Source organism: Streptomyces sp. NPDC085937, from assembly GCF_044540535.1.
Lineage (GTDB): Bacteria > Actinomycetota > Actinomycetes > Streptomycetales > Streptomycetaceae > Streptomyces.
The window spans coordinates 598,797-623,146 of record NZ_JBITSH010000003.1 but is presented as its reverse complement, the minus strand read 5'-3'; the positions used below and the strand labels follow the sequence as shown (position 1 = coordinate 623,146).

The 24,350-nt window shown below is 72.8% G+C and carries 21 protein-coding genes; 11 read left to right on the top strand and 10 right to left on the bottom strand.

What is annotated here, in order from left to right:
- Positions 1–56: 56 nt before the first annotated feature.
- Both ACIF8S_RS09905 and ACIF8S_RS09900 read right to left on the bottom strand, forming a co-directional pair.
- Positions 57–428 (bottom strand): hypothetical protein, encoded by a 372-nt coding sequence (locus ACIF8S_RS09905; RefSeq protein ID WP_399998431.1) that lies wholly within the window; start codon positions 426–428, stop codon positions 57–59.
- 282 nt (positions 429–710) lie between these two features.
- A complete protein-coding gene (locus ACIF8S_RS09900) occupies positions 711–1,589 on the bottom strand; it encodes a hypothetical protein (RefSeq protein WP_399998429.1) in 879 nt (292 codons plus the stop codon).
- 731 nt (positions 1,590–2,320) lie between these two features.
- On the opposite strand from ACIF8S_RS09900, the gene ACIF8S_RS09895 reads away from it, so the two are divergent.
- Entirely contained in the window at positions 2,321–2,536 is a 216-nt protein-coding gene (locus tag ACIF8S_RS09895) for an I78 family peptidase inhibitor (RefSeq protein ID WP_024885280.1), read from the top strand.
- Positions 2,537–2,606: 70 nt separating this feature from the next.
- On the opposite strand, the gene ACIF8S_RS09890 is transcribed toward ACIF8S_RS09895, so the two are convergent.
- Positions 2,607–3,611 (bottom strand): phosphatase PAP2 family protein, encoded by a 1,005-nt coding sequence (locus ACIF8S_RS09890; protein WP_399998428.1) that lies wholly within the window; start codon positions 3,609–3,611, stop codon positions 2,607–2,609.
- 229 nt (positions 3,612–3,840) lie between these two features.
- Positions 3,841–5,175 (bottom strand): glycosyltransferase family 39 protein, encoded by a 1,335-nt coding sequence (locus ACIF8S_RS09885; RefSeq protein ID WP_399998426.1) that lies wholly within the window; start codon positions 5,173–5,175, stop codon positions 3,841–3,843.
- 263 nt (positions 5,176–5,438) lie between these two features.
- On the opposite strand from ACIF8S_RS09885, the gene ACIF8S_RS09880 reads away from it, so the two are divergent.
- Positions 5,439–7,172: an MFS transporter gene (locus ACIF8S_RS09880; protein ID WP_399998425.1), complete on the top strand. Its 1,734-nt coding sequence runs from the start codon at positions 5,439–5,441 to the stop codon at positions 7,170–7,172.
- 125 nt (positions 7,173–7,297) lie between these two features.
- Positions 7,298–8,488, top strand: coding sequence for an acyl-CoA dehydrogenase family protein (locus tag ACIF8S_RS09875; RefSeq protein WP_399998424.1), 1,191 nt, complete (start codon positions 7,298–7,300; stop codon positions 8,486–8,488).
- A gap of 40 nt (positions 8,489–8,528) precedes the next feature.
- Here the strand turns inward: ACIF8S_RS09875 and ACIF8S_RS09870 are convergent, their stop codons facing one another.
- Positions 8,529–8,966, bottom strand: coding sequence for a cell division protein SepF (locus tag ACIF8S_RS09870; protein WP_024885275.1), 438 nt, complete (start codon positions 8,964–8,966; stop codon positions 8,529–8,531).
- Positions 8,967–9,257: 291 nt separating this feature from the next.
- Between ACIF8S_RS09870 and ACIF8S_RS09865 the strand changes: the two genes are divergently transcribed.
- The 3 genes from ACIF8S_RS09865 to ACIF8S_RS09855 all read left to right on the top strand — a co-directional run bounded on the left by ACIF8S_RS09865 (position 9,258) and on the right by ACIF8S_RS09855 (position 13,186).
- Positions 9,258–10,406 (top strand): DUF5685 family protein, encoded by a 1,149-nt coding sequence (locus tag ACIF8S_RS09865; protein ID WP_399998423.1) that lies wholly within the window; start codon positions 9,258–9,260, stop codon positions 10,404–10,406.
- A gap of 320 nt (positions 10,407–10,726) precedes the next feature.
- The gene (locus tag ACIF8S_RS09860) at positions 10,727–11,632 is read left to right on the top strand and encodes a S1 family peptidase (protein WP_349790635.1); all 906 of its coding nucleotides are present in this window, start codon (positions 10,727–10,729) and stop codon (positions 11,630–11,632) included.
- Positions 11,633–12,139: 507 nt separating this feature from the next.
- The gene (locus tag ACIF8S_RS09855; protein WP_399998505.1) at positions 12,140–13,186 is read left to right on the top strand and encodes a S1 family peptidase; all 1,047 of its coding nucleotides are present in this window, start codon (positions 12,140–12,142) and stop codon (positions 13,184–13,186) included.
- Between the two features lie 80 nt (positions 13,187–13,266).
- On the opposite strand, the gene ACIF8S_RS09850 is transcribed toward ACIF8S_RS09855, so the two are convergent.
- Positions 13,267–14,325 (bottom strand): DUF3533 domain-containing protein, encoded by a 1,059-nt coding sequence (locus tag ACIF8S_RS09850; RefSeq protein WP_399998422.1) that lies wholly within the window; start codon positions 14,323–14,325, stop codon positions 13,267–13,269.
- 153 nt (positions 14,326–14,478) lie between these two features.
- On the opposite strand from ACIF8S_RS09850, the gene ACIF8S_RS09845 reads away from it, so the two are divergent.
- From ACIF8S_RS09845 to ACIF8S_RS09835, 3 genes are all read left to right on the top strand, one after another.
- The gene (locus ACIF8S_RS09845; protein ID WP_399998504.1) at positions 14,479–18,057 is read left to right on the top strand and encodes a DNA polymerase III subunit alpha; all 3,579 of its coding nucleotides are present in this window, start codon (positions 14,479–14,481) and stop codon (positions 18,055–18,057) included.
- Complete coding sequence (locus ACIF8S_RS09840; RefSeq protein ID WP_399998420.1) at positions 18,054–19,022, top strand: DNA polymerase thumb domain-containing protein; 969 nt, start codon at positions 18,054–18,056, stop codon at positions 19,020–19,022. The genes ACIF8S_RS09845 and ACIF8S_RS09840 overlap by 4 nt, the downstream gene beginning before the upstream one ends.
- 238 nt (positions 19,023–19,260) lie before the next feature.
- On the top strand, positions 19,261–20,124 hold the full coding sequence (locus ACIF8S_RS09835; RefSeq protein ID WP_399998419.1) for a lipase family alpha/beta hydrolase: 864 nt from the start codon (positions 19,261–19,263) through the stop codon (positions 20,122–20,124).
- Positions 20,125–20,198: 74 nt separating this feature from the next.
- On the opposite strand, the gene ACIF8S_RS09830 is transcribed toward ACIF8S_RS09835, so the two are convergent.
- Positions 20,199–21,224 (bottom strand): lytic polysaccharide monooxygenase, encoded by a 1,026-nt coding sequence (locus ACIF8S_RS09830; RefSeq protein ID WP_399998418.1) that lies wholly within the window; start codon positions 21,222–21,224, stop codon positions 20,199–20,201.
- Positions 21,225–21,411: 187 nt separating this feature from the next.
- On the opposite strand from ACIF8S_RS09830, the gene ACIF8S_RS09825 reads away from it, so the two are divergent.
- Positions 21,412–21,888 carry a GNAT family N-acetyltransferase gene (locus ACIF8S_RS09825; RefSeq protein WP_399998416.1) on the top strand — a complete coding sequence of 159 codons (477 nt, stop codon included), beginning with the start codon at positions 21,412–21,414 and terminating at the stop codon, positions 21,886–21,888.
- Positions 21,889–21,905: 17 nt separating this feature from the next.
- Here ACIF8S_RS09825 and ACIF8S_RS09820 read toward each other — a convergent pair whose 3' ends face one another.
- Positions 21,906–22,040, bottom strand: coding sequence for a hypothetical protein (locus ACIF8S_RS09820; protein ID WP_399998415.1), 135 nt, complete (start codon positions 22,038–22,040; stop codon positions 21,906–21,908).
- A gap of 138 nt (positions 22,041–22,178) precedes the next feature.
- Between ACIF8S_RS09820 and ACIF8S_RS09815 the strand changes: the two genes are divergently transcribed.
- Positions 22,179–22,799, top strand: coding sequence for a class I SAM-dependent methyltransferase (locus tag ACIF8S_RS09815; protein WP_399998414.1), 621 nt, complete (start codon positions 22,179–22,181; stop codon positions 22,797–22,799).
- A 71-nt stretch (positions 22,800–22,870) separates the two neighbouring features.
- On the opposite strand, the gene ACIF8S_RS09810 is transcribed toward ACIF8S_RS09815, so the two are convergent.
- A complete protein-coding gene (locus tag ACIF8S_RS09810; RefSeq protein WP_399998413.1) occupies positions 22,871–23,389 on the bottom strand; it encodes a DUF402 domain-containing protein in 519 nt (172 codons plus the stop codon).
- The gene (locus tag ACIF8S_RS09805; RefSeq protein WP_399998411.1) at positions 23,370–24,302 is read right to left on the bottom strand and encodes a GNAT family N-acetyltransferase; all 933 of its coding nucleotides are present in this window, start codon (positions 24,300–24,302) and stop codon (positions 23,370–23,372) included. Before ACIF8S_RS09805 ends, ACIF8S_RS09810 begins: the two co-directional genes overlap by 20 nt.
- Between the last annotated feature and the right edge of the window lie 48 nt (positions 24,303–24,350).

Here is a 24,350-nt window from a genome sequence, read left to right as displayed (position 1 = left end):
CGGCGAAGGGGCGGTCCCGTTCCGGGGACCGCCCCTTCGTCCGTCTGCCGCGCTCCTCAGACGCCGCTGCGGGGGGCCGGGGGCAGTCCGGCCGGCACGTGGTGCATCTCGGAGCCGCCCCGGCCGACCGCGCCCACGCGCTGCCACTGCGGGGGTTCGGCGGCGTGCCGGGCGAGGGACGCGGTGAAGGACCCGGGACTGTGATCCCGGTATCCGCCCGTACTCGGGATGTTCCCGAAGGCGGTGAACCCCCAGTCCTCCTCGCCGCTGCGGTCGCCCGGCAGCGTACGGAAGGACTTGACGTACTCGGTGTAGAGAGCGTCGTAGATCGGCGTGGCCGAGTGGCCGCTCCGGGAGTCCTGCGCCGGGCGCACGGGGGCGGGAACCGAGGCGAGGGACTGGCGGCGGGGAGCGTCATATGCGTGCACGTATGTCCAAACGACCCCGTGCCACAAGGGATGCGGCCCCCCTCAAGTTTTCGCAGGCTACGCCCGTCCCCGCCAGGCAACGAAGCCGACCACCACCCACCCCAGGGCCACCCACCAGCCACCCCTCAGGGGCGCGAGGAACTGCGCGCCCAGCCCCCACGGCGAGCCACCCGAGGACCGCACGCCAGCCACCCCTCAGGGGCGCGGGGAACTGCGCGCCCAGCCCCCACCGGCCGCCAGCCGAAGAAGCACGCCCCCGCGCCAGCCCCACGCTCGCCGGGATCAGATCCCGGCGAGCGGCAGCGCGGACGCCACCAGCTTCCCGTTGGCCGCCGCCTTGTCCAGCGCGTCCCGCAGCAGATCCTCCCGCGGCTGCCGCCCGATGGAGCCGACCGGAGCGGCGAACATCAGCACCTGCTGGTGCTTGTTCGCCGCCGCCCGCCACCCGTCGGTGACCTGGAGCGGCTGGTGGGCCTGCCACCAGGCCACCGGACGCCCACCACTGGGGCTCGGCTGGAGCACGGCGTGCAACTGCCCCGCGGCGAGCAGCACCGACCAGCCGTGCAGCACCGGCGGTACGCCCGCCAGCTCGGTCAGCGGCATGAAGCCCTGCTCGATCAGCAGCGGCAGGAAGTCGTCGCCGGAGCCGAGAGACCCGGGCCGGGCGACCGGAGCGGTCGGCTCGACCACCAGGGCCGGGTGCAACTCGCCCTGGAGCAGCACCAGTCCGCTGGTCACTCCGAGAACGGCCTGCTCAGGCACGGGCTTAGCGGCCGACTGCTGCTGCGGCTCATGCGGCGACTGCTGCACAGCCTCGTACTGCTGCTGCTGCAGCGGCGGCTGCTGCGGCTGCGGCGACCGGTACTGCTGCTGCGGCTCCGCCCCCGTGCCGCCGATGGCCCGCACAGCGCCCTGGAGCTGCTCCTCGGTGACCTGGACGACCTGCGAGGGCAGGCAGGTGGCGTGGGCGAAGGCGAGCACGGCGGTCTCGTCCCCGATGAACAGGACGGTGCTGGTGCGCTCCTGCGCCGAGTCGCCCGGAGTACGGCAGGAGGTGCAGTCGTAACTGCCCGGGGCGGACTCTCCGGCGAGCAGACGGGCTGCTTCTTCGTCGCCGATCTCGGCGCGTACCTCGTCGCTGACGTCGAGCATGCGCGGCACGGGTGGCTCCTCGGGATGCGGTGCGTGGCGAGGCCGGGTGGCTCCCGGCCCGTGGTCCGGGTGGGTCCCCGGCTCATGAAGAAGACAACGGGCGATCCGTGGCGGGAGTAACGCCCGACGGCGAACGGAATCGAACCATCCAGCGCCCAGGTTCACGTTCGGTGCGGAATGCGACACTCACCGTCAACTCCTCCTATGTGCGCAGGCGTTGAGGGGATGAAGCGGCTTGCAGCGGAAGCGGGCTCCTGGTCGACAAATCCGGAAATCAGGGAATGAAGTGGGTGGCCGAAAATCGCCGATGCTTCCGGGCTTCTTCGTCGTGTGCAACGAGTGCCGCTCGGGTACGTCCCGCCCGGAGGGAGCCCGGACCTCGGAGGAGGGCCCCGCGCCCGGGTGTACGCGCCCTCGGCCCCGGACGGGTCATGTGACGGAATTGCGCATGTCTTGTGCACATCGGTTGTGCGGACCGGCCGGGTGCCACGGCGAATTCACCTCGAGGTGCACAGGAATACCGCCGCGTCGCTTTCCTTACGAGTTTGCCGGGGTGATGACACGGCGCGCCGGAATTACACCCGAATAGTTCTCGGAGTGACAGGGAATCGCTCATTCGAGTGACGGCCGTCCGTACGCCGCTGTCGTGAGCCTGTGACACAAGTGTGACCGCGGACGCTCCGGCCCTCGGGTTCCGGTGCGGACTTCCGTGCTCGCGGAGCAGGGCATAGCGTGGCCGTATGGCACCCATTCCGACACCCCCCGCGGAACCTCAGGACAGTCCGGACGCCTATGTCGGCCTCACCGCCGACCGGGCCGAGCACCTCGCGCGCGAGCGCGGCTGGTCGGCGGTGCGGGCACTGGCGCCGGGGACCGTGATCACCATGGAGTACCGCGTGGGCCGGCTGAACTTCGAGGTGAAGGACGGCCGGGTGGCGCGGGCCTGGAAGGGCTGAGGAGACGGCGAAGGCCCCGGTCCGTGAGGGGACCGGGGCCTTCGCCCTGCTCGTCGGGTCCGCCGGACCGTCAGGGGCGCGGTGCCGGTGTCGTACCGCGCGGGTGCCGCTCCGCGTGCTGCGGGCGTCTGCTGCCCGCCGGCGTCACCGGTGAGCGCTCGGCGCGGCTGGTGTGCGGGCCGGGCGCCAGGTAGACGGGCGACCGGCCCGCGCGGCCGGCCGGGACCGTCTCGTGCGCCGTCGTCCCGGCGCGCTCGGCGAGCGGCCTGAGCACGACGGGCCGGCCCGCGGGGGCTGGCACCCGGGCCGGGGTGCGGCCGCGGTCACGCAGACGGTCGCGCACGGCGAGGATGCGGGCCTCGGCCCAGGTGATCACCGGCTCGAACCACGGCAGCGCCAGCAGGATCAGCAGGCCCGCCGCCCACCCCAGCAGCACGTCGCTCAGCCAGTGCGTCCCGATGTAGACGGTGGACATGCCGACGCCGAGGGAGGTCACCGCGGACAGTGCGGACAGCCAGCGGCGGGCCCGCGGAGTCGAGGCCAGATAGGCCAGAATGCCCCAGGTCACCACCGCGTTCGCGGTGTGACCGCTGGGAAATATATCGCCGCCGAGCCACATCTCGTTCGAACCGATCTCGGTCGCGTAGTGCGGCCCGAGTCTTCCCATGCCGTACTTGGCGGCGCCCACGGTGATGTTGAGCAGCAGCAGCGAGACGCCGAGGGCGAGGAGCGGGCGCAGCGTGTGCTGCCGCCAGGAGCGCCAGCCCAGCCAGGCCGCGACCATCACGGCGGTGGGGCCGCGCTGGCCGAGCACCACGTAGTAGTCGACGAAGGCGTGCAGCTCCGGCCACTGCTGGTAGGGGCGGAAGAACATCACCCGCCAGTCCAGGCGGACCAGCCAGGAGGTGACCACCACGGCCCACACGATCGCCCCGTAGAAGGCCAGGGTGGCGCCGAGGAGCACCATCCGGTGCCGGCTCATTCGCGGCATGCCGACGTGAGCCGGTCGCTCCGGCTCACGGTCCAGCCTCGCGAACACCCGGTCCAGACGGGTGTGACTCCGTTCGGTACGCACCCAATCGACGTTACAGCGAGTGAGTGCGGGACCCTGACGATTCAGCGGCTTTGTGATGACGATGTGATGTGGCATTCCTCTCAGTCGCGCCTTTATCTCAGGCGAATCCGAACCCCCGCACGTAATTGTTTTGCTCATGCCGTGCGCCCGGATTATCGGGCTTATGAATTGGTTCACCGGGGGCTCGTGCGGAATTTCCGTGGTGCTCACCGCCCGGCCGCGCGGCGGGTCAGGGCGGCCCGGACCCGTTCAGCCAGAAGGCGCCGTACACCGCCGAGGCCGCCGCGACCGCCCCCACGACCCGCACCAGGCGGTGGGTCCGTGTCCGCGCCAGGAGCAGGGCGAGCGGCAGCAGCAGGGGGAAGGCGGGCATCAGCAGCCGCGGCTTGGAACCGAAGTAACTCGACGCGCACAGGGCCAGCGCGGTGACCACACCGGCGTAGACCAGCAGCGGGAGCGGCTGCCGCTGCCGCACGCAGAGCACGTAGAGCCACACCACCAGGCCCACACCGGCCAGCAGCGCCACCCCGGCGAGCGCCGACGGGAAGGACGTGAACCGGGCGGCGACGAAGCGGGCGAAGGCGTAGCCGCCGTCGAAGCCGTTACGCCAGCCCGCCTGCACGTCGAGATATCCCAGAGGGCCGTCCCCGGTCCGGTGGCCGACCCACAGGACGTAACCGGCGGCTCCGAGGGGCGCGAGCAGCATCCCGGCCACCCGGCGCAGGCGGACACCGGGGGCGCCCGGTCCGTCCGGCGCGCCGCCGGACGCGCCTGTGCGCGGGCCGGCCGTCGGCGTACCGGCGCGACCGCCCTCGCGCGCGCCGGCCCCCGGCAGCGCACTGCCGCCCCCCACGAAGGAGGTGCCGCCCGACGCCGACCCGCCGCGCTCCCGTACGAAGGTGCCGTCCGACGCCGGCCCGCCGCGCTCCCGTAGAAAGGCGACGACGCCCGCCGTCCACACCGCCGCGACCACCGCGAGCCCCACCGGCCGGGTCAGCCCCGCCAGCCCCGCCAGCACACCCGCCGTCACCCAGCGCCCGGTCAGCACCGCGTACAGCGCCCAGGCCGCGAGCGCCGTGAACAGGGACTCGCTGTACGCCATCGACTGCACGATCCCGACCGGCAGCACCGCCCACAGCAGCACCGCGCACACCCCCGCCCGCCGCCCGTACACGTGGTCGGCCACCGCGAAGATCCCCCACGCCGCGGCCAGCGAGGCGAGCAGGCTCACCACGAAGCCGCCGTCGGCGTACGACAGCGGGGACACCGCCGCCGCCAGCCGCTCCAGCCACGGCAGCAGCGGGAAGAACGCCAGGTTGGAGTGCACGTCGCCGTTCGGCAACCGCACCTCGTAGCCGTACCCCAGCTCGGCGACCCGGGTGTACCAGAGGGAGTCCCAGCGGGCGGTCAGCAAGGTGTACGCGCTCTTGCCGCGCGCCTCGCTCCACCCGGCCAGGACGACCAGGCCCAGGGCACGCACGGCGGCGTACCCGAGGAGAGCCGGGGCGGCCCGGCGCAGTGCTCCGGGGCGGGCCACGGCGGCGCGCGTCTCGAGATCGTTCACGCGCCGATTATCGACCCGGCCCGGAACCGGACCGCCCGCGGTGGTGTGCGGACCGGACGCGGAGAGTGGTGTACGCCACACCGATCCGCCGCACGGTTGAGAGGCCCACCACTCGACCTCAGCGTTCCCTCGCGTACGCTGACGTGTCACTCGCCGTTCGCTGCGCGGGCCGGGGACGACCGCTTCTCTCCGGCCGAGTCACGGGGGAGTCCCCCACCCCGTGAGCCCGCCGTACCGCGAGGGAACATCTGGGAGGTACGTACATGTCCGGGACGACCACGGCCGCCGCGCTGCGCCGTAGGGCGGCCGGGGCCGGTGCCAACCGCTGGGTGGTGCTCGTCGTCCTCTGCGTCAGCCTGCTGCTGGTCGCCGTCGACGCCACCGTGCTGCACGTGGCGGTCCCCGCCGTCACGGAGGACCTCAAGCCCGGCGCCGTGGAACTGCTCTGGATCGTCGACGCCTACCCGCTGGTCTGCGCCTCGCTGCTGATCCTGTTCGGCACCCTGGGCGACCGGGTCGGCCGCAGACGCGTCCTCCTCCTCGGCTACACCCTGTTCGGCGTGGCCTCGGCGCTGGCGGCCTTCGCGGACAGCGCCGAGCTGCTGATCGCGGCACGGGCGCTGCTCGGCGTCGGCGGTGCGATGATCATGCCGGCCACGCTGTCGATCCTGCGCCAGGTCTTCCCCGACCGACGCGAGCGGGCGCTCGCCATCGGCATCTGGAGCGCCGTCGCCGCCGTGGGCGCCGCGGTCGGTCCGCTCCTCGGCGGCTTCCTGCTGGAGCACTTCTGGTGGGGCTCGGTCTTCCTGGTCAACATTCCGCTGATGCTGGTCAGTCTCCCCGTCGGGCGGATCCTGCTGCCCGAGTCGAAGGGCGACGGCAACGGCCCCTGGGACGTGGTCGGCGCGCTCACGGCCGCCGCCGGTCTCTTCGCGGTGGTCCTCGGCGTGAAGCAGCTCGGCGGCGGTGAGACCGGCCCGGGCACCTTCCTGCCGCTGGCCGCCGGAGTGGCCCTGCTGGTGGTGTTCGTACGCCGGCAGCGCCGACGCGCGCACCCCCTGATCGACCTGGGGATGTTCGCCCGGCCCGCGTTCAGCACCTCGGTGGGCTGCATCGTGCTGGCGATGCTCGCCCTGGTCGGTCTGGAGCTGATCGCGGCGCAGTACCTCCAGCTCGTGCTGGGACTGTCCCCGCTGGAGACCGGGCTGCGGCTGCTGCCGCTCACCGTCGCCGCGATGGCGGCGGGACTGGCCGGGGCGCGGGCGCTGCGCCGGTTCGGCCCGCGCCGCATGGTCTCCTTCGGCTTCTGCCTCACGGCCGGTGCGGTGGTGATGCTGACCGCGATGGGCGGCCAGGACAACGCCCCGCTGCTGCTCGGCGGCTTCGTCCTGCTCGGCTTCGGCCTGGAGACCACCCTGTTCGGCGCCTACGAGTCGATGCTCAGCGAGGCGCCGCAGGAGCAGGCCGGCGGGGCGGCGGCGATCGGCGAGACCTCCTACCAGCTCGGCGCCGGCATCGGCATCGCGCTGCTCGGCAGCGTGATGAACGGGGCCTACGCGCCCGGCCTCGCCCAGGTCCCCGGGGTGCCCGCCCAGGCGTCCGACGCGGCGGCCCACTCGCTGGGCGAGGCGTACGAGGTGGCGGCGCGGCTCGGCGGTCCCGCGGGGGAGGCGCTGCGACTCGCGGCGCGCCACTCCTTCGTGCACGGGCTGCATGTGACGCTGCTGGTCAGTGCGGGCCTGTTGCTGGCCGGCGCGGCGATGGCGCTGCGGCTGCCGCGGGTGATGCAGTGCGAGACCACCCCTGAGGCCACGCCCGGAACCACCCCTGGAGCCTCTTCCGGGACCCCCTCCGGGACCACCCCCGGGACCATTCCCACGACCGGTCCCGGGGCCGCCCCGGAGACCACCGCGCAGGCCGGCCCGGGTGGCGGCCCCGCGCAGATGCCCGCACCCCGGAAGGCCGCGGAATCCCGCGGGCCGGGCCTGAAGGTGTGAGCCACGCCCGAACCGCCCGGGGTGGACGCCGGAGGGACGGCGTCGTAACGTCGCCCCGAGCCTGACTAGCAGTGCTAGTCGTGCACGTCGACGTCCCGGCCCACCAGCCCCCGGAGGGTGCCCCCATGTCCGCGTCCGCGAAGCCGCCCGCGTTCGATCCCGCCGACCCCCTCGGCCTCGACGACCTGCTGGAGCCGGAGGACCTGGCGATCCGGGACACGGTGCGCGGCTGGGCGGCGGACCGCGTGCTGCCGTACGTGGCCGACTGGTACGAGAAGGGCGAGCTGCCCGGCATCCGGGACCTGGCCCGGGAGCTCGGCGGGATCGGCGCGCTCGGCATGTCCCTCGACGGCTACGGGTGCGCGGGCGCGAGCGCCGTGCAGTACGGGCTGGCCTGCCTGGAGCTGGAGGCGGCCGACTCCGGGATCCGCTCCCTGGTCTCCGTGCAGGGCTCGCTCGCCATGTACGCCATCCACCGCTTCGGCAGCGAGGAGCAGAAGCGGCAGTGGCTGCCCCGGATGGCGGCCGGCGAGGTCATCGGCTGCTTCGGGCTCACCGAACCCGACCACGGCTCCGACCCGGGCTCGATGCGCACCTACGCCAAGAAGGACGGCACCGACTGGGTGCTCAACGGCCGCAAGATGTGGATCACCAACGGGTCCGTCGCCGGGGTCGCCGTGGTGTGGGCGCAGACCGACGACGGCATCCGCGGCTTCGCCGTGCCGACCGACGTCCCGGGCTTCTCGGCCCCGGAGATCAAGCACAAGTGGTCCTTGCGCGCCTCCGTCACCAGCGAACTCGTCATGGACGACGTACGGCTGCCCGCCGACGCGGTGCTGCCGGAGGTGACCGGGCTGAAGGGCCCGCTGAGCTGTCTGTCGCACGCCCGGTACGGGATCGTGTGGGGCTCGATGGGCGCCGCGCGGAGCAGCTTCGAGGCGGCGGTCGACTACGCCAGGACACGGGAGCAGTTCGGTCGGCCCATCGGCGGCTTCCAGCTCACCCAGGCCAAGCTCGCCGACATGGCGGTGGAACTGCACAAGGGGATCCTGCTCGCCCACCATCTGGGGCGGCGGATGGACGCCGGCCGCCTGCGTCCCGAGCAGGTCAGCTTCGGCAAGCTCAACAACGTGCGCGAGGCCATCGACATCTGCCGCACGGCCCGGACGATCCTCGGGGCCAACGGGATCTCGCTCGAATACCCGGTGATGCGGCACGCGACGAACCTGGAGTCGGTGCTCACCTACGAGGGCACCGTCGAGATGCACCAGCTCGTGCTGGGCAAGGCGCTCACCGGAATCGACGCGTTCCGGTAGGACCACGCCTGCGGGGGCGGGGCCGGCGAGCGGCCCCGCCTCAGCTCTGGTTGAAGAAACCGTCGGTGCGGTGCGCGGCCGGTTCGCCGCTGACCACCTCGGTGTCGGCCGGGCTGAGCAGGAAGACCCGGTTGGAGACCCGCTCGATGGAGCCGCGCAGACCGAAGATCAGGCCCGCCGCGAAGTCGACGACGCGCTTGGCGTCGGTGGCGTCCATGGCCGTGAGGTTCATGATGACCGGCACGCCCTCGCGGAACAGCTCACCGATGGCGCGGGCGTCCCGGAAGCTGTCCGGGGTGATCGTGCCGATCCGTCGGCCCCGCTCCTCGGCGGCGTCCGCGGCCACCTTGACCCGCGGATCGGTGACCCATGCCTCCCCGGGCTCGGTCCCGTCGGAGTAGTCGTCGTCGTAGTAACGCTCGTCTTCGTTGTCGTCGACGAGGCCAAGCCAGGCACTCGCCTTGCGTACCGATCCCATGGACGCCTCCTCTCACAGCGGTCTTTCGTGCTTTCCGCATCCCTATGGTCGTCCATGATGCGGAGGGTGCGCCAAGTGGATAGACGCCGCGCGGGGGGTTTGTGACGGTACTGGTGCACAGCGGATCCGTCGAGAGTCCTGGTTTCCCAAGGGCCCTGACGTAAACGGCTGCTGACTGTGAGTGAAATATGATTCTACGCGGCGTACGGGTGATGAAGGCCGCATACGGGTGAACGCCGTGACCGATACGATGCCGCCGCTGAACGTCGCACGCATGCACGGGGGAACGTCGTGTTCGGAATCGTCAGGCCCTGCCGTCACCGGCTGGGCCAGAAGCTCACCGCCCAGTGGACGGCCCATCTCTGCGGTCTGTGCCTCGCACTGCGCGGGGACCACGGACAGCTCGCGCGGATCGTCACCAACTACGACGGACTGCTGGTCTCCGTCCTGACGGAGGCTCAGTCGGACGCCGGTGACGCGAAACGGCGCACCGCGGGGCCCTGTCCGCTGCGCGGCATGCGCACCGCGTCCGTCGCCCACGGTGAGGGCGCGCGGCTGGCCGCGGCCGTCTCCCTCGTCCTGGCCTCGGCCAAGGTGCGTGACCATGTCGCCGACGGGGACGGGCTGCTGGCCCGCCGTCCGGTGGCGGTCGCCGCCCGCCGGATCGCGGCGAGCTGGGACCGGGCGGGCGCCCGGACCGGTTCCGACCTCGGCTTCGACACCGCGGTCCTCGTCGACGCGGTGGACCGGCAGACCGGCATCGAGACCCTGGCCGGATTCGGCACCCCGCTCCTCACCGTCACCGAGCCGACCGAGACCGCGACCGCGGCGGCCTTCGCGCACACCGCGGTGCTGGCCGGACGGCCCGGCAACGCGGCGCCGCTCGCGGAGGCGGGGCGGCTCTTCGGGCGCCTCGCGCATCTGCTGGACGCCGTGGAGGACCGGGAGGCGGACGCCGCCTCCGGCGCATGGAACCCGCTCACCGCCACCGGCACCCCGCTCGAGGAGGCCCGGCGGCTCGCCGACGACGCGGTGCACGGCATCCGTCTCGCGCTGCGCGAGGTCGAGTTCACGGACGGCGGTCTCGCCCATCGCCTTCTCGTGCATGAACTCCCCGACTCCGTCCGACGTGCCTTCGGTACGCCCTCCTGTGCCCACGGTTCGCACCCCTACGCCCCTCCCGGTGCTCCGGGCGCCCCGACGCCCCCCGAGCCGCCGCGCCGCAACCGGCGCGGGCTGCTGGCGGGGTGCGCCGTGTGGCTGGGACTCGCCTGTACGTGCCAGATGTGCTGCGGGGAGTACGAGGATCCGTGGACGCGGGAGCGCAAGGAAGGCTGCGCCAACAACTGCGACTGTGACTGCTGCGAGTGCTGTGACTGCTGCAGCTGTTGCGGGGAGGACGGCGGGTGCGGCGGGTGCGACTGCGGGTGCGACTGCTGAACGGGAGGCCGGTGTCACCGGGTGGGTGCCGTGCGGTCCTGAGCGGAATCCGGCCATCCTGATTCTTGTTCGACCGGTCGTCACCGGGGTGTGACGACCGGTAACGCGATGTCGGGCGGGGAGCAACTCGACTACTCGTCCCTAAAGCACAGGCCAAAAGGCACCCTTGCGCCGAACGGTCGGTCGGCCGAATACTCGCCGCAGCGCTTGTCAGGGGCACGTCGGGTTCGGAATCCGAACGCCGTCGGGTCTCCTGACTGCGCCTCACGGGCCCACAAACCCCACGAGGGCCCCCTACTTCCTTTGTGGAGGAACGAAAAGTGAGGATCAAGCGCACCACCCCTCGCAGCGGCATTTCGAGACGGACTCGGCTGATCGCCGTCTCCACCGGCCTCGTGGCCGCCGCCGCGATCGCGATCCCCAGCGCGAACGCGGCCGACACCCCCACCACCTTCAGCTCCTCCGCGCTCAAGAGCGCGAGCAGCTCGGTGCTGAAGGCCGACATCCCGGGCACCGCCTGGGCCGTCGACAGCAAGACCAACCGGGTCGTCGTGACCGTCGACAGCACCGTCTCCCAGGCCGAGATCAACAAGATCAAGCAGCAGGCCGGGGACAACGCCGAGGCGATCACCGTCAAGCGCACCCCGGGCCAGTTCACCAAGCTCATCCAGGGCGGCGACGCCATCTACGCGAGCAGCTGGCGCTGCTCCCTCGGCTTCAACGTCCGCAGCAGCAGCGGGACCGAGTACTTCCTGACCGCCGGTCACTGCACCGACGGCGCGGGTACCTGGTACTCCAACTCCGCGCGCACCACGGCCATCGGTACGACGGCCGGATCCAGCTTCCCGGGCAACGACTACGGCATCGTCCGGTACACCGGCTCCGTCAGCCGGCCCGGCACCGCGAACGGCGTGGACATCACCCGCGCGGCCACCCCGAGCGTGGGCACCACGGTCATCCGTGACGGCTCCACCACCGGTACGCACAGCGGCCGGGTCACCGCGCTCAACGCGACCGTCAACTACGGCGGCGGCGACATCGTCTCCGGTCTCATCCAGACCACGGTCTGCGCCGAGCCCGGCGACTCCGGCGGCGCGCTCTACGGCAGCAACGGCACCGCGTACGGTCTGACCTCCGGCGGCAGCGGCAACTGCTCCTCCGGCGGTACGACCTTCTTCCAGCCGGTGACCGAGGCCCTGAGCGCCTACGGGGTCAGCGTCTACTAGGACGCCCTCCGGCGACGCCGGTCCCCGTGGCTCCGTCAGGAGCCGGCAGCCCGACGAGCCCCCGCACGCGATCCGCGTGCGGGGGCTCGTCCCTGTCCGGGGTCGGCGTCGCAACCGGTGCGGACGCAACGCCCGCTCGCCGCGCCCCGGCCGAATCCCGGCCGAGAGAGGGCGATTTTCGGCCACACTGCGAACGGGTGGGCCGTACCGGGAGTTACGCCGGTGTGTCGTTTGCAGTGCGAACCGTCGCCCGTGTCCATGAACTGTCAGGACATAGGGGGCGCACGCCTCTTGTCGTACGCGCGTCCTGAAGTCGACCTTGTGTGCTCCCTGTGAGGTTCGGAAGAGTAGGCGCTGTTCAACCGGCACGGGCGTGGCTTTTGTTGTGCGTCACCCCCGTGGCCGTACGCCTTCCGGTCCGGTGGGGTCCCCACAACCACCCCGGGCCGTCCCCCCACAGGAGGACGTGAGTTGAAGCACCGACGCATACCCAGGCGCCGTGCCGTCATGGCGGGTGCGGGCATCGCCGCACTGGCCGCGGGCGCGGTCACCTTCCAGACTGCGAACGCCAGCGAGGTCCCGGCCGACGCCGCGCCCCGCACCCTCTCGGTCCAGGCGGCCGGAAACCTCGCCTCGACGCTGCTCCGGGACCTGGGCACCGACGCGGCGGGAACGTACTACGACGCGAAGACCAAGAGCCTCGTGGTGAACGTGCTCGACGAGACCGCGGCCGAGGCCGTCACGTCGGCCGGGGCGCAGGCGAGAGTCGTGGCGAACTCCCTCGCCGATCTCAAGGGCGCGCGCACCACCCTCCAGCAGGACGCCACGATCCCGGGCACCTCCTGGGTGACCGACCCGGTCTCCAACAGGGTCGTCGTCACGGCGGACCGCACCGTCTCCAAGGCCGAGTGGGCCAAGCTCACCCAGGTCGTCGAGGGGCTCGGCGCCAAGGCCGAACTCAAGCGCACCAAGGGCGAGTACAAGCCCTTCATCGCGGGCGGCGACGCCATCACCGGCAACGGCGGGCGCTGCTCGCTCGGCTTCAACGTGACCAAGGGCGGCGAGCCGCACTTCCTCACCGCGGGCCACTGCACCGAGGGCATCTCGACCTGGTCGGACTCCTCGGGCAACGTGATCGGTGAGAACGCCGCGTCCAGCTTCCCGGGCGACGACTACGGCCTGGTCAAGTACACGGCCGACGTGGCCCACCCGAGCGAGGTGAACCTCTACAACGGCTCCTCGCAGTCCATCAGCGGCGCCGCCGAGGCCACCGTCGGCATGCAGGTGACCCGCAGCGGCTCCACCACCCAGGTGCACTCCGGCACGGTCACCGGCCTGGACGCCACGGTGAACTACGGCAACGGCGACATCGTCAACGGCCTGATCCAGACCGACGTCTGCGCCGAGCCCGGCGACAGCGGCGGCTCGCTCTTCTCGGGCAGCAGCGCGGTCGGCCTCACCTCCGGCGGCAGCGGCGACTGCTCCTCGGGCGGCGAGACCTTCTTCCAGCCCGTGACGGAGGCCCTGTCGGCCACCGGTACGCAGATCGGCTGAGCCCGCTCCGGCAGTACGACGTCCCGTCCCTCCACCACGGTGGGGCGGGACGTCGGCGTGCGCGGCGGGCGCCGTCTGCCTCAGTGCGCGGCCGGACGTCCTGGTTCCGGTGTCAGCCGTTTCCGCATGGCCGACATCAGCAGGGTGACGGCGGTCCCCGCCACCGCCCAGGCGGACAGCACCAGCAGCGAGACGGTCACGTCGTTGCCCCGGAAGTACACGATCGAGCGGGCCGCCCAGGTGCCGGCGCCCGGGGGCAGCGCCGGTCCGACGGCCGACCAGAACGGCGGCAGCAGCGGTGGCGGCAGCGCGCCGCCCGAGCTGGGGTTGCCCAGGATCACCACGATCAGGATCGCCACGCCGATCCCGAGGACCCCGAAGACGGCCTGGAGCGCGAGCGTGGCGGCGCCCACCGCGAAGATGATCAGCGCGCCCAGCCCCCACAGCCCCGCGAAACCGTCCGGCAGCGCGTCCAGGGCGGGCCCGACGATGAGGGCGCCGCCGAGTCCGCCGACGACGGCGACCAGCGCCATGGTGCCGAGCCGGATCGTCGCCCGGCGCAGGGTGGACGCCCGGGCGCCCGCGCTGATCGCCAGGATCGACGCGCACAGGTAGCCGCCCACGCACCAGCCCACCACCACGTAGAACGACGAGAGCCCGTTGGCGTCCTGGGCGGACGCCGGGGCGACGTCCTCGACCCGCAGGGTGCGCCGCTCGTCCTGCTCCACCTCGGTGAAGAGCCGCTCCAGGGCGGTGGCCAGCGAGGTGCCGCCGCCGGTGGCGACCAGCAGGGTGTCGGTGGTGCCCTCGGGGTCGACGAGCAGCGCGCCGTAGATGTCCCGGTCCTCGATCCGCTCCCGGGCGGTGCCCGCGTCGGCCACCGCCCGCGGGTCCAGCGGTGAGCCGGGCAGCTCCTTCAGCCGGCTGACCGTCTGCTCGGCCACGGACGCCGGCGCGACGACCCCGAAGGGTGTCTCCCGCAGCTTCGGGTGGTGCAGGGCGCCCACGTACGAGGTGATGAACAGCAGCATGAGCGCGAGCACGCCGAGCACGAGCAGGGTGGCCCGGGGGGTGACGGCGTCGCGCACCTCGCCGAGGAACGAGCGCGGGCGGGTGCCGGGGCCGGTGCTCTCCGTCATGCCCCCACGGTCCTGGGAAGCGGGTGTTTGCGCAGGTGGGACGGGGCCGAACGGATGTCGCACACTCATTCGAAAATTGGTCTATGGTGGGGGTGAGGTGACTGGGAACAGTTGTTCGATAGGCGGTCGGGACTCAGAGTGCGGGAGGTGCGTGTGCCGGGTTTCACGCATCTGCACACCGTCTCCGGGTTCTCCCTGCGCTACGGCGCCTCGCACCCGGAGCGGCTGGCCGAGCGGGCCTCGGAACGGGGCATGGACGCCCTCGCCCTCACCGACCGCGACACCCTCGCCGGGTCCGTCCGCTTCGCCAAGGCCTGCGCCAAGGCCGGCGTCCGTCCGCTGTTCGGCGCGGAGCTGGCGGTGACCGCCCCGGCGGCCGCCCCCGGGGACGTCTCCGTCCGGCGGGACCGCCTCCGCACCCCGGTGCGCGGCGGTGCCTTCATCGACGAGTCGACACCGCGCGTCACCTTCCTCGCCCGGGACGGCGCCCGCGGCTGGGCCGACCTGTGCCGCCTGGTCTCCGCCGCCCACACCGCCGACGGTCCGCCCCGGCTGGCCTGGGAGGACAACCGCGCCGACGGCCTGACCGTCCTGCTCGGCCCCGACTCCGACGTCGGCCGCGCCCTCGCCGCCGGCCGCCCCGACCGTGCCGCCCGGCTGCTCGCCCCCTGGCGCGAGGTGTACGGCGACGCCCTGCGCCTGGAGGCCGTCTGGCACGGCCGTACCGGCACCGGGCCCGGCTCGCTGCGGCTGGCCGCCCGCACCCTGGGCTTCGCCGCCGAGCAGCACGTACGGCCCGTACTCAGCAACGCCGTCCGGTACGCCGACCCCGGCCTCGGTCCGGTCGCCGACGTGCTGGACGCCGCCCGCCGTCTGGTCCCCGTCGACCCGGCCAAAGGGCTGGACCCGGGCGAGGCCTGGCTCAAGGACGAGGGCGCCATGCTGCGGGCCGCCGAGCGGATCGTCGAGGCCGCCGGCTTCCGGCGCGAGACCGCCCTGCGGCTGCTCGACCAGACCCGGGCGACGGCCGCCGAATGCCTGGTCGACCCCGAGGACGACCTCGGCATGGGCAGCGTCCACTTCCCCGAGCCGCACCTGGTCGGCGCCGGCCACCGCACCGCCCAGCGGGCACTGGCCTCCCGCGCGACCGCGGGCATGGTGCTGCGCGGCTACGACCGCCGCCGGGAGTACTGGGAGCGGATGCACCGCGAGCTGGACATCATCGCCCACCACGGCTTCGCCTCCTACTTCCTCACCGTCTCCCAGGTCGTCGACGACGTACGGGACATGGGGATCCGGGTCGCCGCGCGGGGCTCCGGCGCCGGCTCCCTGGTCAACCACCTGCTCGGCATCGCGCACGCCGACCCGGTCGAGCACGGGCTGCTGATGGAGCGCTTCCTGTCCAAGGAACGGGTGGTGCTGCCGGACATCGACATCGACGTGGAGTCGGCGCGGCGGCTGGAGGTGTACCGCGCGATCATCGGCCGGTTCGGCACCGAGCGGGTCGCCACGGTCGCCATGCCGGAGACCTACCGCGTACGCCACGCCATCCGGGACGTCGGCGCGGCCCTGTCCATGGACCCGGCCGAGATCGACCGGGTGGCCAAGTCCTTCCCGCACATCCGCGCCCGGGACGCCCGCGCGGCGCTCGAGGAACTGCCCGAACTGAGGCAGCTGGCGGGGGAGAAGGAGAAGTACGGCAGGCTGTGGGAGCTGGTCGAGGCCCTCGACGCGCTCCCGCGCGGTGTCGCCATGCATCCCTGCGGGGTGCTGCTGTCCGACGCCTCCCTGCTGTCCCGCACACCGGTCATGCCGACCAGCGGCGAGGGCTTCCCGATGGCGCAGTTCGACAAGGACGACGTGGAGGACCTCGGGCTGCTCAAGCTGGACGTGCTGGGTGTGCGGATGCAGTCGGCGATGGCACACGCGGTCACCGAGGTGGAGCGGGCGACGGGGGAGCGGATCGACCTGGACGCGGTGCCGGAGGGTGATCCGGCGACGTACGGGCTGATCCGGTCGACCGAGACGCTCGGCTGCTTCCAGATCGAGTCGCCCGGCCAGCGGGACCTGGTCGGGCGGCTCCAGCCGGCCACCTTCCACGACCTGGTCGTGGACATCTCCCTGTTCCGGCCCGGGCCGGTCGCCGCCGACATGGTGCGGCCGTTCATCGAGGCGCGGCACGGGCGGGCCCCGGTGCGCTACCCGCACCCGGACCTGGAGGAGGCGCTGAAGGGGACGTACGGGGTCGTGGTCTTCCACGAGCAGGTCATCGACATCGTCTCGGTGCTGACCGGCTGCGGGCGCGGCGAGGCGGACCGGGTGCGGCGCGGGCTGTCCGACCCGGAGTCGCAGGGGCGCATCAAGGTGTGGTTCGCGCAGCACGCGGCGGCCCGCGGCTATGACACGGAAACGATTCAGCGCACCTGGGAGATCGTCGAGGCCTTCGGCTCCTACGGCTTCTGCAAGGCGCACGCGGTCGCCTTCGCCGTACCGACGTACCAGTCGGCGTGGCTGAAAGCGCACCATCCGGCCGCCTTCTACGCCGGGCTGCTCACCCACGACCCCGGGATGTACCCGAAGCGGCTGCTGCTGGCGGACGCGCGGAGGCGGGGGGTGCCGGTGCTGCCGCTGGACGTGAACAGGTCGGGGGTCGCACACAGGATCGAACTGGTGTCTGAATCGGGGGATGTGAAGTCCGCATCAGGGGATGTGAAGGGGGCGCCGAAGGGCGACTCGAAGGACGGGAAGCAGGTGTGGGGCCTGCGCCTGGCGCTCTCCGACGTGCACGGCATCAGCGAGGCCGAGGCGGAGCGGATCGCCGAGGGGCAGCCGTACGCCTCGCTGCTCGACTTCTGGGAGCGGGCCCGGCCCAGCCGCCCGCTCGCCGGGCGGCTCGCCCAGGTCGGCGCGCTGGACGCGTTCGGCGCCAACCGCCGCGACCTGCAACTGCACCTGACCGAACTGCACCGCGGCGCCCGCGGCGGACGCGGCGACCAGCTCCCGCTGTCCGGCGGCCGGCGGACCGCCTCCGCCGGGCTGCCCGACCTCACCGAGCCGGAGAAGCTCAGCGCCGAACTCGGCGTGCTGTCCATGGACGCCTCCCGCCATCTGATGGACGACCACGGCACCTTCCTCAAGGAGCTGGGCGTGGTCTCCGCGCGGCGGCTGCGCGAACTGCGGCACGGGGAGACGGTGCTGGTCGCGGGTGCCAAGGCGGCCACCCAGACCCCGCCGATCCGCTCCGGGCGGCGGGTCATCTTCTCCACCCTGGACGACGGCACGGGCCTGGTCGACCTCGCCTTCTTCGACGACTCGCACGACACCTGCGCCCACACCGTCTTCCACTCCTGGCTGCTGCTGGTGCGCGGGGTGGTGCAGCGGCGCGGCCCGCGCAGCTTCAGCGTGGTCGGCTCCGCCGCCTGGAACCTCGCCGACCTGCTGGAGATCCGGCGGGAGGAGGGACTGGAAGGGGTCGCCGCGCGGCTCGCCGCCCCGGCCGGCAACGGCTCCGGGGCCGCCGACGACGAGGCCGCCCCGGCCCGCAGGCGGCTGGCCGGTTCGGACGGGCTGCCCGCGCCGGCCGGTTCGGCGGCCCGGGACCCGATGGAGGAGCGGACGATCCGCATGCCCACGGGGTACGAGATGCACCCTTGGGCCGATCTGCGCCCCGCGGGCGAAGGGCCCGCGGTGGGAAGGAAGTTGTGGCACCAGAGTCCGGGGAGTGCGGGATGACCATTCTCTGCGTACGTTTCCAGCTGCCGCCGATGTACGAGGCGGCCCTGCCGGGGCTGATCGGCCTGCTGGAGGAGTTCACCCCCGTCGTGCAGGCCCTGCCGCCGGACGGCGCGCTGGCCGATCTGCGCGGCGCCGAACGGTACTTCGGGCGCACCGCGGTGGAACTGGCCTCGGTGATCCGGGTGCGCGCCCTCGCCCTGCACGGCGTCGACTGCGTGATCGGAGCCGGTCCCGGCCCGATGCTGGCCCGCATGGCGCTGCGGGAGGCCCGGCCGGGGCTGACCCGCGCGGTGGACGGGGACGAGGTGCGGGAGTTCCTCGCCGGACAGCCCGTCGTCGCGCTGCCCGGCGTGGGCACCAAGACCGCCCGCACCCTGTGCGAGTACGGCCTGGACACCCTCGGCCGGGTCGCCGCCGCCCCGCTGTCCACGCTCCAGCGGCTGGTGGGCGCCCGCGCCGGACGCGAGCTGCACGAGAAGGCGAACGGCGTCGACCGCGGCCGGGTCGTGCCCGACGCCGTCTCCCGGTCACTGGCCACCGAACGCCCCTTCACCCGCGACGAACTGGACCCCGGCCGGCACCGCCGCGCCCTGCTCTCGGCCGCCGAGGAACTGGGCGCCCGGCTGCGCGCGCTGGACCAGGTCTGCCGCGGCCTCACCCTCACCGTCCGCTACGCCGACCGGTCGGCGACCACCCGCACCCGCACGCTCCCCGAGCCGACCGCGCACTCGCCCGCGCTCACCAGGGCGGCGTACGGCCTGTACGAGGCGCTCGGTCTGCAGCGCGCCCGGGTGCGCGCGGTGGTGCTGCGCGCGGAGGGTCTCGACCCCGCCGAACAGGCCTCCCACCAGCTCACCTTCGACCCGGTGGACGAGAAGGTGCGCAGGATCGAGGAGGTCGCGGACCGGCTCCGGGCGAAGTTCGGCCCGCACGCGGTGATCCCGGGCACGCTGGCCGCCTGACCTGAAGGGGGCGGGCTCAGTTGGCGCGCATCGCGCCCGGTGGGGGGATTCGTCCTGCTTGGTGACGCCCTATCAGGCGGTGGTGGGTGATCGTGTGGTGACGGGGAGAGTTTTTACCGACCCGTAACTTCCGGCTTTTCCTACTCGCCCGTAACTTGATGAGTGAACAGCATCCCGTGATCCGGATCACAGGGCGTAGGACCCCACCCTTCCCCTTGAGCCGCAAGGAGATCACACGATGCTGCCCTGGAAGCGGGTGATCAGACCGCTGGCCGCGTTCCTGCTGGCCGCGGCCGCCGTCACCGTCCCCACCGCCGCGAGCGCACAGGCCGCCGCCGCGCCCGGCTCCGGCTGGAACGACTTCACCTGCAAGCCCTCCGCCGCCCACCCCCGCCCCGTCGTCCTGGTCCACGGCACCTTCGGCAACTCCGTCGACAACTGGCTGGGCCTCGCGCCCTATCTGAAGAACCGCGGCTACTGCGTCTTCTCCCTCGACTACGGCCAACTCCCCGGCGTCCCCTTCTTCCACGGTCTCGGCCCCGTCGAGAAGTCCGCCGAGCAGCTCGACGCCTACGTCGACCGGGTGCGCGCCGCGACCGGCGCCGCGAAGGCCGACATCGTCGGCCACTCCCAGGGTGGCATGATGCCCCGTTACTACCTCAAGTTCCTCGGCGGCGCCGCCGAGGTGAACGCCCTCGTCGGCATCGCGCCCAGCAACCACGGCACCACCCTCGGCGGCCTCACCGCGCTCCTGCCGTACTTCCCCGGCGCCGAGGACCTGCTGAGCGAGGCCACCCCCGCCCTCGCCGACCAGGTCGCCGGCTCCGCCTTCCTCACCAAGCTCAACGCAGGCGGCGACACCGTGCCCGGCGTCCGCTACACCGTCATCGCCACCCGGTACGACCAGGTCGTCACCCCGTACCGCAGTGCCTTCCTGACCGGGCCGAACGTGCGGAACGTGGTGCTTCAGGACCTCTGTCCGGTCGACCTGTCCGAGCACCTGGCGATCGGGCTGCTCGACCGGATCGCCTTCCACGAGGTGGCGAACGCCCTCGATCCGGCCCACGCGAAACGGACCACCTGCGCCTCCGTGTTCAGCTGACACGTGTCATCTGCATGGGAAAAGCGGCGGGTCCCTGTCCGGCCTGAGCCGCCGGGCAGGGACCCGCCGCCGGTTCAGCGGCCGTGCCGCCCGGTCGCCGTGCGCCGCCGCGCCGAGGCGAACAGCGCGGCCGAGCCGAGCGCCAGCGCCGCGGCCCCGCCGATCATCAGATACGGCGTCCCCGCGTCCCCGCCGGTCTCCGCCAGGTTCTGCCCGCCGCCGGCCGCCTTCAGCTCGTTGCCCGTGCCGGCGTCCGCCGCGACCGGGTCGGCCGTGGTGGCGGGGTCGTCGTCACCGTGCCCGTGGTTCTCGACCGTCGACTTCTCCGCACCGGTCTCGATCTGCTCCTCGGACGGGGCGGAGGCCGCCGGTGCCGAGGCGGGCGCCTCCTTCGGGGTCTCCGCCTCCGCGGGTGCCTCACCGCCGTCCGCCTCACCGCCGCCGGTCCCGCCCCCACCGGCCTGCGCGCCGCCGAAGGTGACGTCCGAGCAGGAGTAGAACGCCTCCGGGCTGTCCGAGCGCTGCCACACCGCGTACAGCAGCTGCTTGCCGGAGCGCTCGGGCAGGGTGCCGGAGAAGGTGTAGAAACCGTCGACCGCGGCCGGGTCGGTGGACGTCGCCACCGGGTTCGTCAGGTCCAGGTCGTCCCAGGCCAGCGGCTGGGCCGGGTCGTAGCCGGGCTTGGTGATGTACACCGTGAAGGTGCCCTTGTGCGGGGCCGTCACCCGGTACTTGAAGGTGTGGTCGCCGCCGGACACGCTCGTCGCCGGCCAGTCGGCGCGGGCCAGGTCGAGTCCCTTGAACGCCTCGTTCCCGGCGCTGCACAGCTTGCCGTCCGGGATGAGCTCCTGGTGGCGTCCGCCGGCGTCACCGATGCGGACGCCGTTCCAGTCGTACAGCGCCTGGGTGCCGCCCGCCGCGACCGCCGCCTCGCACGCCTCCGACGTCGGGTTCTCGGGCCCCTCGCCGAAGCACTGGAAGACCCGGCTGACCGGGTCGCCCATCGAACCGTGGGCGGCGGCCGGCGCGGCGGACAGTCCGGTGAGGGCGAGCGGGGCGAGAGCCATGGCGGCGACAGCGGCCTTGCGGCGTGCGGACATGGGGCAGCAACTCCTCGACACGACGAACGGCGGATCTCTGGGGGTGAACCCGGGGGATCCCGTGGGGGGTGGCTCAGAACGTAGCCCCGTGAAACCCGGAAATCGCCCGGTGAGGGCGGTGCGGGGAGATCCTTATGGTCGCTTTAAGGAAGCGTTCGGACTGGGATCAGGTAGGTACGGTGCGGACATGACGAACGCGCGGATCAGACCGGCCGTCGCCGCCGACGTACCGGCCGTGCGGGCGGTGGTCGACGCGGCCTTCCGGCCCTACATCGCCCGCATCGGAGTGGTACCGGTGCCCATGGAGGCGGACCACGCGGCGAACGTGGCCGCGGGGCGGGTGTTCGTCGCGGAGATCCCGGACGAGGGCGGGGGCGGGCCCGTACGGGTGGCCGGGCTGGTCGTCCTGGAGCCGCGCCCGGACCACCTGTACCTGGACGTCGTCGCCGTCCGCCCCGACGCGCGGGGCACCGGGCTGGGGCGGCTGCTGCTGGAGTTCGCGGAGGACCGGGCACGGGCGCTCGGACTGCCCGAGATCAGGCTCTTCACGAACGCCATGATGTGGGAGAACCAGAGGATCTACCCGAGATTCGGCTACGAGGCCGTCGAGCGCGGGACGACCGGGCCGTACGACCGGATCCACTACCGCAAGCGGCTGGGCTGAGCCTCGCGCGGGGGCGTTCAGCCGTCGGGCCACCAGGTGCGGGCGACGTCCTTGCGGACCTCGGGGCGCTCCGCGGGACGCTCGTCGGCCTCCTCGCGGGCCCGACGGGTGTCCGTCCTCCTCGAGGGCTTCCGCACGGTGACGCGGCGCATGGCTGCCTCCTCGAAGGCCCACCGGGTCACCCGTTCCCACGGCGGTGAACCTTTCGGGGGAGAGTTCCTCATCCGTCCCGTCGTGTCTGTGGTACCGGTCACGAATCGACTGTCAGTGGCAGGTGTCACTCTGAGCCCATGACCACAGATCACGGTGACGGGACGGATGCCGGCGGTGTCGACTGGGACGCGCGGGCGGCCTCCTTCGACGAGGAGCCGGACCACGGACTGCGCGACCCGGCGGTGCGCGCCGCCTGGGCCGCACGGCTGAAGGACTGGCTGCCGGGCCGTCCCGGCGACGTCCTCGACCTCGGCTGCGGCACCGGCAGCCTCTCCCTCCTCGCCTCCGAGCAGGGCCACCGGGTCACCGGCGTCGACCGGTCCCCGGCCATGGTGGCGCTGGCCCGGCAGAAGCTCGCCGGGCGCCACGCGGTGTTCCTCACCGGCGACGCGGCGGCCCCTCCCGTCGACGGCGAGCGCTACGACGCCGTCCTCGTCCGGCACGTGCTGTGGACGCTGCCCGAGCCGGACCGGGTTTTGCGGCGCTGGCGCGACCTGCTGCGGCCGGGCGGGCGGCTCGTGCTGGTCGAGGGGGTGTGGGGGACCGTGAGCCCGGCCGGGATACCCGCGGACCGGCTCACCGCCCTCCTCGCCCCGCTCGCCGCGCGGGTGCGCGTGGAGCGGCTGTCCGGGGACCCCGCGCTGTGGGGGCGCGAGGTCGACGACGAGCGGTACGCGGTGGTCGCCCTGCGGGACTGAACCGGTCCGGTCTCCTTACGGAGCTGAACGGGTCCGGTCGCCGTGCGGGACCGAACCGGTCCGGCGGTGTCTCAGCCGAGCAGGGTCGCGAGGCCGGCCCCCCGGGCCAGGGCGTCGAGTTCGTCGAGGGCGGCCACCGCCGCCGACGCGGCGGCCGGGTCCGCCGTGGACAGACCGCTCGCCGCGAACTCGTCCTCGTCCAGCCGCCGTACGTCCGTGCCGTCCGCGGACACCCACAGGTCCAGGTCGAGGTCCTCGACGAGCAGGCGCCCGGCGGACACCTCGGCCGGACGGGTGACGTCGCAGTAGTGGCCCTTGAGGGTCCCCGCGGAGGTGCGCACCTCCTTCACGGAGTACCAGCGGTCGCGCCAGTAGTGCTCCGTGAAGACGTCCCCGGGCTCGAACCGGACGAAGCCGAAGTCGCGCACGCCCTCGCCCGCCCAGGGGGCGCGCACACTGACCCGGGTGCCGTCGTCGGCGAGCAGGGCCGCCGGGTACCGGATCTTCGTGCGGCCCGCCTTGACGAGGACCACCTCCACCGTGGCCGGACCGCCGGCCGGGAGGGCCGGGTCAGCCGAGCTCGCGGACATACCGCACCTCCGTACCGCAGACTTCGTAGCCGAACCACTTGTTGATCGCGATCATCGGGCCGTTCCCGGTGTCGTTGCCGGTGAAGGCATCCGTGAGCCCGGCGGCGCGGGCGCGGTGCAGCGAGTCGTTCTTGGCGAGCTTGGCCAGGCCCCGGCCGCGGTGGGCGCGGGCCGTCCCCGTCATGACCGTGCCGTACCGGGTGCCGCCGTCCGTGCGGGCCGCGGAGAACGCGGCGGGACGGCCGTCGACCAGGGCCACCGTGGTCAGCTCGGGGCTGAACAGCGGGTGCTGCCAGGTCTCCCTGAGCCACGCCTCGTAGTCGGTGAACTCGGTGTCCACGTCGCTCGGTTCGTCCGCCGTGGTCTCCGCGTCCAGCGCGAACAGCGGGCGGGGGTCGTCGGCGTAGTCCGAGCCCGGACGCAGCTCCACGCCGGGCGGCGGGTCCTGGAGCGGGGGCAGCGTGCCGTGCGCGAGGTCCAGACGCAGGAAGTGCGCGGAGCGGCTCGCCCGGTAGCCGTGCCGTTCGGCGAACGCGCGGTTGCCGGGCTCGTCCAGCACCCAGGCGAACAGCCTGGCCGCCCCGTGCGCGGCCAGGTGCTCCTCGGCGGCGCGCACCAGCAGCGTTCCCGCGCCCCGGCGGGTGTGCCGGGGGTGCACGTAGACGTTGAGGTTGGCCTGGCCCGGCACGGTGCTGTCATAGGTCAGGTGCACCTGGGCCGTGCCGATCACCTCGCCCTCGTCGTCCACGGCCACGAGGGGGCGGTAGTGGGCGTCGGGGTGCAGATGGGTGAGGTCGTGGGCGAGGGACTCCGGGGTGACGAGGACGAACGGCAGGGCGGCCTGCCGTACGCGGGCGAAGCCTTCCAGGTCTGCCCGGGCGTCGGGGCGGAGATCGCGGACGGTCACAGTCATGTGGGCGGACGCTACGAGGAAGTGAGGCGGGGTGCCTCCCATTTTTCC

Coding starts and splice junctions, on each gene's coding strand:
- ACIF8S_RS09895 (WP_024885280.1), top strand. CDS start 2,321: ATGGCACCCATTCCGACACCCCCCGCGGAACCTCAGGACAGTCCGGAC.
- ACIF8S_RS09880 (WP_399998425.1), top strand. CDS start 5,439: ATGTCCGGGACGACCACGGCCGCCGCGCTGCGCCGTAGGGCGGCCGGG.
- ACIF8S_RS09875 (WP_399998424.1), top strand. CDS start 7,298: ATGTCCGCGTCCGCGAAGCCGCCCGCGTTCGATCCCGCCGACCCCCTC.
- ACIF8S_RS09870 (WP_024885275.1), bottom strand. CDS start 8,966: ATGGGATCGGTACGCAAGGCGAGTGCCTGGCTTGGCCTCGTCGACGAC.
- ACIF8S_RS09855 (WP_399998505.1), top strand. CDS start 12,140: ATGGCGGGTGCGGGCATCGCCGCACTGGCCGCGGGCGCGGTCACCTTC.
- ACIF8S_RS09850 (WP_399998422.1), bottom strand. CDS start 14,325: ATGACGGAGAGCACCGGCCCCGGCACCCGCCCGCGCTCGTTCCTCGGC.
- ACIF8S_RS09840 (WP_399998420.1), top strand. CDS start 18,054: ATGACCATTCTCTGCGTACGTTTCCAGCTGCCGCCGATGTACGAGGCG.
- ACIF8S_RS09835 (WP_399998419.1), top strand. CDS start 19,261: ATGCTGCCCTGGAAGCGGGTGATCAGACCGCTGGCCGCGTTCCTGCTG.
- ACIF8S_RS09830 (WP_399998418.1), bottom strand. CDS start 21,224: ATGTCCGCACGCCGCAAGGCCGCTGTCGCCGCCATGGCTCTCGCCCCG.
- ACIF8S_RS09825 (WP_399998416.1), top strand. CDS start 21,412: ATGACGAACGCGCGGATCAGACCGGCCGTCGCCGCCGACGTACCGGCC.
- ACIF8S_RS09820 (WP_399998415.1), bottom strand. CDS start 22,040: ATGCGCCGCGTCACCGTGCGGAAGCCCTCGAGGAGGACGGACACCCGT.
- ACIF8S_RS09815 (WP_399998414.1), top strand. CDS start 22,179: ATGACCACAGATCACGGTGACGGGACGGATGCCGGCGGTGTCGACTGG.
- ACIF8S_RS09810 (WP_399998413.1), bottom strand. CDS start 23,389: ATGTCCGCGAGCTCGGCTGACCCGGCCCTCCCGGCCGGCGGTCCGGCC.
- ACIF8S_RS09805 (WP_399998411.1), bottom strand. CDS start 24,302: ATGACTGTGACCGTCCGCGATCTCCGCCCCGACGCCCGGGCAGACCTG.